The 11,313-nt window shown below is 36.7% G+C and carries 8 protein-coding genes; 7 read left to right on the top strand and 1 reads right to left on the bottom strand.

Annotated elements, in window-relative coordinates; genetic code table 11:
* Nucleotides 1-52: 52 nt before the first annotated feature.
* Entirely contained in the window at nucleotides 53-3,418 is a 3,366-nt protein-coding gene (mfd, locus tag HHU12_RS10015) for a transcription-repair coupling factor (RefSeq protein ID WP_169656603.1), read from the top strand.
* A gap of 156 nt (nucleotides 3,419-3,574) precedes the next feature.
* On the top strand, nucleotides 3,575-4,804 hold the full coding sequence (gldJ, locus tag HHU12_RS10010) for a gliding motility lipoprotein GldJ (RefSeq protein ID WP_169656602.1): 1,230 nt from the start codon (nucleotides 3,575-3,577) through the stop codon (nucleotides 4,802-4,804).
* 12 nt (nucleotides 4,805-4,816) lie between these two features.
* On the opposite strand, the gene HHU12_RS10005 is transcribed toward gldJ, so the two are convergent.
* Entirely contained in the window at nucleotides 4,817-5,071 is a 255-nt protein-coding gene (locus HHU12_RS10005) for a hypothetical protein (RefSeq protein ID WP_169656601.1), read from the bottom strand.
* 307 nt (nucleotides 5,072-5,378) lie between these two features.
* Between HHU12_RS10005 and HHU12_RS10000 the strand changes: the two genes are divergently transcribed.
* From HHU12_RS10000 to HHU12_RS09980, 5 genes are all read left to right on the top strand, one after another.
* On the top strand, nucleotides 5,379-7,673 hold the full coding sequence (locus HHU12_RS10000) for a Tex family protein (RefSeq protein ID WP_205959846.1): 2,295 nt from the start codon (nucleotides 5,379-5,381) through the stop codon (nucleotides 7,671-7,673).
* Between the two features lie 166 nt (nucleotides 7,674-7,839).
* On the top strand, nucleotides 7,840-8,667 hold the full coding sequence (locus tag HHU12_RS09995) for a purine-nucleoside phosphorylase (protein WP_169656600.1): 828 nt from the start codon (nucleotides 7,840-7,842) through the stop codon (nucleotides 8,665-8,667).
* Between the two features lie 95 nt (nucleotides 8,668-8,762).
* Complete coding sequence (locus tag HHU12_RS09990; RefSeq protein ID WP_169656599.1) at nucleotides 8,763-9,683, top strand: universal stress protein; 921 nt, start codon at nucleotides 8,763-8,765, stop codon at nucleotides 9,681-9,683.
* 179 nt (nucleotides 9,684-9,862) lie between these two features.
* Entirely contained in the window at nucleotides 9,863-10,630 is a 768-nt protein-coding gene (locus tag HHU12_RS09985) for a TerC family protein (protein WP_169656598.1), read from the top strand.
* Nucleotides 10,631-10,834: 204 nt separating this feature from the next.
* The coding region (locus HHU12_RS09980; RefSeq protein ID WP_169656597.1) for a transposase at nucleotides 10,835-11,313 on the top strand (479 nt) is incomplete at its 3' end.

The raw sequence follows: 11,313 nt of genomic DNA, 5'->3' as shown, positions 1-11,313 counted from the left end.
TAAAAAACAACTCTTTTATTTTTGTCATCTAATGTTGTTTTAAAAAATTTTCATGGCAGATTCACAAGACCTACACCGAATAGAATTAAAGGAATTAATCAAAGCTTATCAGTCTGATAGTAATACCGCACTCCTAATCAACAATTTAAAAAAGGAAAGTAGTACTACTTACTTAAAAGGACTGTGTGGAAGTTTAGATTCTATTATAGCTTCATCTGTTTATTCCAAAATAAAAGGTTGTCATGTTTTTGTGATGGACAATGTGGAAGAGGCATTGTACTTTTTCAATGACCTTCAGAACCTTCTTCCTAACGCGGATGTACTTTACTTCCCTTCCTCTTATAAGAAGCCTTTTGAGTTTACAAATGTTGAAAATGCCAATGTGTTACAACGTGCTGAAACGCTCAGCTCACTCAATGAAATAAAAAATAAAGGGGCACTGCTCGTCACTCACCCTGATGCTTTAACAGAAAAAGTAATCAATAAGAAATCTTTGGTTGAAAATACGTATGTGGCTAGAGTGGGTGAAGACATAGATCAAGCATTTATTAGAGAACTGCTGATCGAATATGGTTTTGAACCTTCTGAATTTGTCTATGAAGCGGGACAATTTGCCATTAGAGGCGGCATCATTGATATCTATTCTTATGCCAACGAGCTTCCTTTCAGAATTGAGCTCTTTGGTGATGAAATAGAAAGTATCCGTACGTTTGATCCTATTACTCAACTTTCTCAGGAAAATAAAGACCACGCCCCTATTGTCCCCAATGTTCATAATAAACTATTGCAGGAAGTGAGAGAATCCATGCTGGACTTCTTGCCTAATGCTACAGTTTGGATCAAGGATTATGAATTGCTGACGGATACAATTGAACAATATTTTGAGAAAGCCACTGAAAAATTTGAAGATATACTTAAAGTAAGTGGAGGCACTCATGTTATTAATAAACCGGAGGAAATCTTTGAAACTAAAAAAGGATTTACGCAACTCTTAAATAAATCCCACAGAGTTCTTTTTGGAAAGAAGAAAGGTGTCAGAAATGCGGAGACCATTATTTTCGAAAGCAAACCTCAACCTTCATTTAATAAAAACTTCCATATGCTGGGCGAAACCCTAGAAAAGCAACAGCATGATGGGATTCGAAATATTATTATCTCTGATCTTCCAAAACAGCTGGAACGACTTCAGACTATTTTTGAAGAGATCAAGCCCGACCTTTTCGTTCAGGAATTAAACTTAAGTTTAAGAGGCGGTTTTATTGACAAGCAAATGAATATTGCCTGTTTTACCGATCATGAGATTTTTGAACGTTTCCATGCTCCAAAAGGCAAACAGAAATATTCCAAAACAAAATCCATGACGCTGAAAGAGCTTCGTGAATTAAAAGCGGGTGATTTTGTGACGCACATGGATCATGGCGTGGGACGTTTCGGTGGTATGGAAAAAGTGGAAGTCAACGGAAAAATGCAGGAAAGCATCCGTTTGATTTATAGAGATAACGATTTACTTTATTTGAGTTTACATGCTCTTCATAAAATCTCAAAATACTCTGGTCAAGAAGGAAGACAACCTACAATAAGTAAATTAGGTTCGCCAGAATGGGAGAATAAAAAGAAGAAAGCGAAGAAGAGAGTTAAAGATATTGCCAGTGAATTGATTCAACTTTATGCAAAAAGAAGAGAGTCTAAAGGCTATCAATTTGATAAAGATGGCTACTTGCAAGCTGAATTAGAATCTTCTTTCCTTTTTGAAGACACGCCTGATCAGGCTAAAGCTACGCAAGAGGTAAAAGAAGATATGGAAAAACCTTATCCTATGGACCGCCTAGTTTGTGGTGATGTGGGTTTTGGTAAAACTGAAGTGGCGGTGAGAGCCGCATTCAAAGCGGTTTGTGATAGTAAACAAGTAGCGATACTGGTTCCTACTACTATCCTAGCCATGCAACATTACAAGACTTTCCTGAATAGAATTGGTGATTTACCTTGTACGGTGGATTATATCAATCGTTTTAGAACTCCAAAACAAATTAAGGAGATTCTGAAAAAAGTGAAGGAAGGAAAAATAGACATATTAATAGGTACACATAGAATCACAAGCAAGGACGTAGAATTTAAGGACCTTGGCTTGATGATTATTGACGAGGAACAGAAGTTTGGTGTAAAAACAAAGGAGAAGCTGAAAGAAATGAGAGTCAATGTGGATGCCTTGACCTTAACGGCCACTCCTATTCCACGTACATTACACTTTTCACTGCTAGGAGCAAGAGACCTTTCTGTGATCGAAACTCCTCCACCTAACCGTCAGCCTGTAACTACTCAAATTTCGACATTAAATGATGAAGTGATCCGTGATGCCATACATCATGAATTACTGAGAGGTGGACAAGCCTTCTTTGTACATAATAGAGTAGCAGACATTGAGCATTTCGCTAATAAAATCATGACATTGGTGCCGGACGCAAAGGTGACTTATGCCCATGGTCAAATGGACGGACCTCAATTGGAAAAAATAATGTTACGATTTATACAAGGCGAATACGACGTATTAATCTCTACCAATATTATTGAATCCGGCTTGGATATTCCTAATGCCAATACCATTATTGTTAATCAAGCACACATGTTCGGTCTGTCTGATCTTCATCAGATGAGAGGGCGTGTAGGTAGATCCAATAAAAAAGCTTATTGTTATTTATTAACGCCTCCTACTATTGCTTTAACTTCAGATTCAAGAAAACGCCTTTCAACCCTAGAAGAATTCTCTGATTTGGGTGATGGCTTTAAAGTAGCGATGAGAGACCTTGATATTAGAGGTGCAGGTGATTTATTAGGTGGAGAACAATCTGGCTTTATTAATGACCTAGGATTTGACACTTTCAATCAAATCCTGGAAGAGGCAGTACAGGAAATCAAACAAACTGAATTTGCCAGCCTATTTAAAGAAGAACTCGAAAAACAGACTATTACAGTAAAAACGGTAATAGAAACCGATTTTGAAATTCTAATACCAGACACTTACGTTTCCAATATTTCAGAACGACTCAATTTATATATGAGAGCTGATAAGTTGAAAAACGAAAAGGAAATGGAAAAATTCACCCAAAGTCTTAAAGACCGTTTTGGTCCAATTCCAAAACCAGTGGAAGATTTATTAAAAACTGTGAAGATGCGATGGGTGGCTCAAAAGATAGGTATGGAAAAACTAATTCTTAAAAATGAGTCGCTAAAAGCCTACTTATTAGAGCATACGCACGCTGCTTATTATCAATCTGATGAGTTTGGTAAAATTTTAATGTATGTTCAAACTCACCCTAAAATCTGCCAAATAAAAGAAACAAAAAAGCGTTTAATCCTTAATATTGAAGAGGTTAACGACTTAAACAAGGCTATTGAAGTGCTGGATCTCCTAAGAAAATAAATACTTTATTTTTAAAAATATTCACAACTTCGACTTTTGGGTACAATTATTGAATAATGTGTATTTGTCGCGGTTTCATTATGGGAATGAAACACACTTTTTGAAAATTAGTATGTACCGTACTGGGTACATTGAAAAAATAGAGATCTGAATATCATGAGCAAAAGGAATCTGCTTTATTTGGCTACGGTACTACTAACGGCTTTTTTAGTTACTAGCTGTGCCAAAAGTTCAAAGCCTGACGCAAATAACCCAGGTGGTTACAGTACAATAACTGGAATGGAATACAATGGTAAAGACGACAATAGTTTTTCAGTAAGAGACTATAGCGGAATGCCAGAAGTACCCAATATGAAATACATTGAAGGTGGTCGTTTTGTATTAGGTTCTTATGAAGAGGACTTAATGAAATCCCGCGATAACATTGAGCGTACGGTGTCAGTTGCCTCATTCTGGATGGATGAAACTGAAATCGCCAACGTTCACTGGTTAGAATACCTTCACTATGTAAGTTCTGATTCTTCAGTTTCTGGTGTTTCTTATGAAGAAGCATTACCTGATACTACTGTTTGGGCTGAACAATTAGCATTTAACGATCAATATGTTGATCACTACTTACGTTACCCTGGTTTCCGTTTCCACCCTGTAGTTGGTGTAACATGGACACAGGCTCAAAACTTCTGTGTTTGGAGAACAACAGTAGTAAACAAGAATTTAGCCATCAACGATGGTACTGATGAGGAAGCAGAAGCTGCAGAAAACGGCGAATCTATTCCATTAGAATCAGGTGTTGTACTTCCTGCTTTCCGTTTACCTACAGAAGCAGAATGGGATTATGCATCACAAGCCTTAATCGGTTTACAAGATATTGACGAAAACTACTCAGAACGTCGTATTTATCCTTGGTCAGGTCACTCAGTAAGAAACCCTTACGGTGAGCAAATGGGTGATATGATGGCCAACTTCAAACGTGGTCGTGGTGACTATGCTGGTATCGGTGGTAAACTGAATGACGCAGCAATGGTTACAACTTGGGTATATGACAACCCTCCTAACGACTTCGGTCTATTCAACATGGGTGGTAACGTTTCTGAATGGGTGGAAGATATCTACCGTCCTTTATCATACGCTGATATGGATGACTTAAACCCAGTTCGTAAAAATGATTACCTTGACGGTCCTAACCAAGGTTACAACTACCAATCATATGGTTATGTTCGTCAGTATGACTCATTCATCTCCAACTCGATCCGTGTTTACAAAGGTGGTTCATGGAAAGATGTTGCATACTGGATGGCAGCAGGTACTCGTCGTTTCTTAGATCAAGATTCAGCAACAGCAACAATTGGTTTCCGTTGTGCGATGATTAACCCAGGCGAAAATTAAAAAAATCTCCTCTTAAGGAGTTAGATATAAAGTAACAAGGCCTTCAATTTCGGTAACGAAGTTGAAGGCCTTGTTGTTTATAGACGTTTTTTTTGAGTTAAGAGTTAAGAATGTAGAGTTAAAGTGGTTCTTGTTGTGGTTTGTGAGGGGATCTTTCAATCTACCATAAATTAAAACAGAATCGCTATCTAAAACTACATGACTCAAAACCATCATAAACACCACTTTACGGACCACATCACGATCCATTTTTTCTTCATTCTTCATTCTTAACTCTTCATTCAAAACCCTAGTTTTGGCTTTTTGAATGTACAGTAATAATGTAAATTTCAACCCTCCATCCTTCTGCTAAAAATTAGCTCATAAGTTTTAATAAATTATTTTGAGTAGGCCTTTAAAAAGTTTATTTTCGCATTCTATACCCTTCTTAAAAATGTATATTTTTTACTTTTAAAGAAGCTTGTCAAGCATTGAGGTAGCTGGATAAAAATGGACAGACATTTTACCTTTTCTTTTTTCTCTAGTACCTGTAAAAATGCTTTTTTAAACGACCCTTTTGCATCGTAATAATACTATGGTGAATATCACAAACAAAATTGCTCAAGCCTTGAGCATAGCAGAAAAGCAAGTCAGAGATACCCTTGCTTTATTGGATGAAGGTGCTACTGTTCCTTTCATTTCTCGATATAGAAAAGAAGTAACAGGTAGTTTGGATGAAGTTCAAGTTGCTGATATCAGAGACAAAGCACTCCAACTCAGAGAACTTGATAAGAGAAGAGAAAGTATTCTTAAGAGTATTGAAGATCAGGGGAAATTAACGGATGCATTAAAGGATAAAATCCTTGCTACAGAAACAATGTCTGTGCTAGAGGATATTTATCTTCCATATAAACCTAAAAGAAAAACGAAAGCAAGTATCGCTAAGGAAAGAGGTTTAGAGCCTTTGGCTGATATTCTACTTTCTCCAGATTTATCTACTGACATCGAAGCTGAAGCGGCTAAATTCATTGATGCTGAAAAAGAAGTTGAAGATGTAGAAAAAGCTCTTGCTGGTGCTAGAGATATTATTGCTGAGAAACTTAACGAAGATTCAGAAACTCGTGCTGAAATGCGTGAGCTGTTTATGAGTAAAGGTACTTTCAAAGCAAGAGTTATTCCTGGTAAAGAAGAGGAAGGTGCGAAATATAAAGATTACTTCGAGTGGAGTGAATCATTGAAAAATGCTCCTTCTCACCGTGTTCTTGCAATGAGAAGAGCTGAAAAGGAAATGATCATTTCATTGGATTGTTCTCCTGAAGAAGAAGATGCTTTATTCTTAATGGAAGATCTTCATGTCGATCAAAGAACACCTAGCGCCGCACAAATCCAAATGGCAGTGAAAGATGCTTACAAACGTCTTTTAAAACCATCTATGGAAACAGAATCTCGTTTGGTTTCTAAAAAAGGAGCAGATGAGGAAGCTATAGGTGTATTTGCTGAAAACTTGAGACAGTTATTATTGTCGGCTCCACTTGGACAAAAAAGAGTTTTAGCGCTTGACCCTGGTTTCAGAACAGGTTGTAAGTTGGTTTGCTTGGACAGACAAGGTAAGCTTTTAGAAAATACAGCAATTTACCCTAACGAACCGCAAAGAAAAGTAGCAGAGTCAGGTTCTATTGTCAAGAGATTATGTGAGAAACATGATATTGAAGCTATTGCTATTGGTAATGGTACTGCAAGTCGTGAAACAGAATCATTTGTTAGAAACCTTGGACTTTCTGGTGTAGAAGTAGTGGTTGTAAACGAAAGTGGTGCTTCTATTTACTCTGCTTCTGAAACTGCTAGAAATGAATTCCCAGATCTTGACCTTACGGTAAGAGGTGCTGTTTCTATTGGACGTAGATTAATGGACCCATTGGCTGAATTAGTAAAGATTGATCCTAAATCCATTGGTGTTGGTCAATATCAGCACGATGTAGATCAGTCTGCATTAAAACAAAGCCTTGATGATGTAGTAATGAGCTGTGTGAACGCCGTAGGTGTTGAAGTAAACACAGCTAGTAAGGAATTACTTTCTTATGTTTCTGGTTTAGGACCAAGCATTGCGCAGAATATCGTAGATTTCAGAAATGAAAACGGTGCTTTTACAAATAGAGCACAGTTGAAAAAAGTACCTCGTTTAGGACCAAAAGCGTATGAGCAATGTGCTGGTTTCTTAAGAATCAGAGATGCTAAAAATCCTCTTGACGCAAGTGCCGTTCACCCTGAAAGCTATAGCATTGTAAAACAGATGGCCGATGATTTGGGAGTAACTATTGGTGAGTTGATGTCAAATGAGAATCTTCATAAGCAAATCAAACTTGACAATTATGTTACTGAAAATGTAGGTATTCCTACTTTAACCGATATTCTTAAAGAATTAGCAAAGCCTGGACGTGACCCTCGTGAGAAATTTGAGGCATTCCAGTTTGCTGATGGTGTAGAAAAAATCACAGACCTTACTGTGGGTATGAAACTGCCGGGTATCGTTACAAACATCACTAACTTTGGTGCGTTTGTGGATATTGGAGTACACCAAGATGGTTTGGTTCACTTAAGTCAAATGGCTGACCGCTATATTTCAGATCCAAATGAAGTAGTAAAAGTGCATCAAAAAGTACAAGTTGTGGTGACGGATGTAGATATTTCAAGAAACAGAATCGCTTTATCAATGAAAAGCGGTGATGGTGCAGGAAGTTCACAAGGACGATCACAAAACAGAGGGAAGTCTAATTCTTCAACAAATAGAAGACCTTCTAACCAAAACAATAGAAGAAACAACTCAAACGATAATGATGAGAACTTATCTATGCAGGATAAGTTAGCCATGTTAAAAAATCGTTTTAAATAATAGTTTTCCCCTATTTTCAGTTATTGAAAGTAGGGGAATTCTCTTTAAGCTCTAACTTGAAGAGAAATGGCTGAATCTTCAAAACCAATTACCCGAACAAGACATATTTTACTGAAAATTGTGATACTAATTTAAAAGTATCACAACACAAAATTTCATAAATCAAATGATTACATATAAAGAAAAAGTAGAAGAGTGTGTACAAAAAGTACAGACACTTTGTGATGGTTTTCAACCTGAAGTGGGTATTGTACTTGGAACAGGACTAGGTGGTCTAGTAGAAGAGTTAGACATCAAATATGATCTTTCTTACGAAAAATTACCTCACTTTCCATTATCTACTGTAGAGTCTCATAAAGGACGTTTGATTTTTGGTTACCTCAATGGAAGAAAAGTTGTGGCTATGCAAGGCCGGTTCCACTTTTATGAGGGGTATGACATGAAGGAAGTCACTTTCCCTATCCGCGTTTTAAAGTTATTGGGCATTTCAGCACTGATTATTTCAAATGCGGCAGGTGGCATTAACCCTAACTTCCAGAAAAGTGATTTGATGATCATCAACGATCATATCAACCTGATGTTTGCCAATCCACTTATCGGTAAAAATGTAAACGAATGGGGAGACCGCTTCCCTGATATGTTTGAACCTTACAGCAATGATCTTATTGAAAAGGCAAAAGAGGTAGTTAAAGAACATAACTTGCCTGTTCATGAGGGAGTATATGCAGCAGTAACAGGTCCAAACCTTGAAACTAAAGCAGAATATAAATATTTAGGGATTATCGGTGCTGATGTTGTTGGCATGTCAACAGTGCCTGAAGTGATTGTGGCAGTGCAGATGAAACTCCCTGTTTTTGCTGTTTCAGTAGTGACTGATTTATGCTACGAAGGAGCGTTACAGCCTGTTGATTTACCTGAAATTTTGAAAAATGCTAGTAATGCAGAACCTCATCTTTCAAAATTAATTGGTGGTTTATTGACAAAAATCATATAAATATGTTAAATTAATGAAAATAAGCACGTAATTTGCATATTTAAATCCATAATTTAATCGGAACAACCTTCTTACTACTGAAAGAATAGTAGAATATGAACAAAGCACTATCAGCACTATTACCTATAGACCTAACGTATATTGACGATGCCATTATGCGTTATTCTCTAACAGCCGCACCTGTATTTCTAGTACAGAAAGTCATCCTTATGCATGTCATCAGGGACGGTTCTGCTAAAGAAGAGGTAGAGTATAAAGGAAAACTTGTGACTAAGAAAGACATGGTTCTGCAGAAAATGCAGGCACTTGTTGAAAAATTTCAAGACTTGAATGACAGAAACATCGAATTTGTTTTCCAAGTTGCTGAATCAAGCGATCCTACATCGAAAATCTTGAAGGCGATTCAAAAGAATAAAGTAGATCTTGTAATCGCAGGAAAGAAAAATATCGCCGAAGGGAGTGGTACAATTGCACGTCTTCTAACTAGATATGCGTATTGTACTGTATTGACAGTTTCAGAAAACCCGCAAGTACCAATTAAAAAAGCCATCGTTCCTGTTGACTTTTCTGAGATGTCTAAAATGGCCATGAAAAACGCCATTCAGATTGCCAATAGAAATCACATGGAATTGACAGTTCTTCATGTGTACGCCCTGCCTACAGGTTACACAGCCTCAGGCAAAACACCTCAAGAATATGCTCAAGTATTACAACAGCATGCTGAGAAAAGATGCAAGAACTTCTTGAAACAGTTTGATTTCGGAGACATCTCTTACAAAACAAGATTGCACTTTGACATCTACGGAAATAATGAAGCGAAAATCATTTCAAACATTTCCCTTGTCGAAGACGGTGACTTGATTGTGATGGGATCAAGAGGTAGATCGGCATTAGCGGCTACATTTATTGGCAGTACTACAGAAAGCTTATTAAAACAACATACTACAATCTCTACTATGGTCGTTAAAGACAAAGTAAGAAACTTAGGTTTGTTTGGAGCTTTACTGGAAATCTAATTCCCCCTAAGTAATTGTCAGAATAAATCATTTTGACGGTATACTTACACTACAAAACACTACTTGAAAAGCTCTAAGGTCTACCTATGATTTTAGAGCTTTTCATTCATTTATATTGCTATGAGTACTTGAACTATTTTTTTCTACTCTGTAGCTATTTTTCAACTTTAAATACTAAAATGGAAGCACTCTTCACAACTGCTGGATTGATCAGCTTAGTTACACTAACATTACTCGAAATTGTCCTTGGCATTGACAATATTATTTTCATTTCTATTGTAAGTGGAAAACTCCCCCCAGAACAGCAAGACAAGGCTAGAAGCTTGGGTATCATGATGGCTTTAGTCGTTCGTATTGGCCTTTTATTCTCTATTTCATGGCTTGTTGGTTTGGAAGATCCGTTAATTACTATTCCTTTCTTAGACCTTATTGGTGTAGATGGAGCATTGAGTGGTAGAGACCTTATTCTTCTTGGTGGTGGATTATTCTTAATCGCCAAAACTACAAGCGAAATTCATGTGCATGTAGAAGGTGAAGACGAAGAAGAAATGCAAGTCAAAAAAGTAAAATCGTTCTGGAGCGGCGTAGTTCAAATTGTATTGATTGATATTGTTTTCTCTTTTGATTCAATACTAACAGCAGTTGGACTTGTAAAAGAATTACCAATTATGATTGCTGCTGTAATTATATCACTTTGCGTAATGCTATTCTTCTCTAAGAAAATTGCCAATTTTGTAGACACTAACCCAACAATCAAAATGTTGGCACTTTCATTCTTAGTAATGATTGGTTTCCTATTAGTGATCGAGGCATTTGGTGTTCACGTCCCTAAAGGATATGTTTACTTCGCAATGGCTTTCGCATTTGGAGTTGAACTTCTTAATATCAGAAGTAGAAAAAAGAATCCTAAAGTAAGCAACACAGAAGAGGAATCTGTATCGGCTTAATCTTGATGATTATATCCAAAAATCCCCATCAAAATTTATATTCATTTTGATGGGGATTTTTTTATTAGAGGATAGCTGTTGTATCTGGTTTATTAAAATAAATATAGGTATCTAAACTTAGATCGCCCTAAATAGTAAAACGTACTTCTGTTACGGTTAACTGATTTACATTAGTGTAAAAGTAACCAAACAACCAGATGTATTATGATCAATTTTGAAGGTTTTGACGATAGAACATTTTATTCAACATTTCAAAAAGAAGAAGATTGTCTTGAATATTTATCGACACTAAAGTGGAGTGATCATTACAAATGTAGGAAATGTGAACATACAAAATATATGAAAGGTAAAAAGTTACATTCCAGACGTTGTCAAAAGTGTAAATATGATGAGTCTGTTACGGCTCATACCCTATTTCATAAGCTGAAATTTTCAATTCTAACTGCTTTTGAATTCATATTTAAAGTTAGTTGTGATAAGAAAGGCATGTCCACTTTAACTTTAAGTGAGAAACTGTCCTTGAGTTATCAAAGCTGTTTAAATTTCAGACGTAAAGTGCAATATGCTATGCAAAGTAGTTTACAGCATCCTTTGAAGGGGTATGTTGAGGTCGATGAGTTTGCTGTAGGTGGGTATGACGCTGGCAGTCAAGGTAGAGCCAAAGGAGATAAAAAGCTTGTCAA

This window comes from Flammeovirga aprica JL-4 (assembly GCF_012844305.1).
GTDB classification, from domain to species: domain Bacteria; phylum Bacteroidota; class Bacteroidia; order Cytophagales; family Flammeovirgaceae; genus Flammeovirga; species Flammeovirga aprica.
Note: the sequence above shows the minus strand (reverse complement) of the source record. Positions and strands in the feature narration are given on the sequence as shown.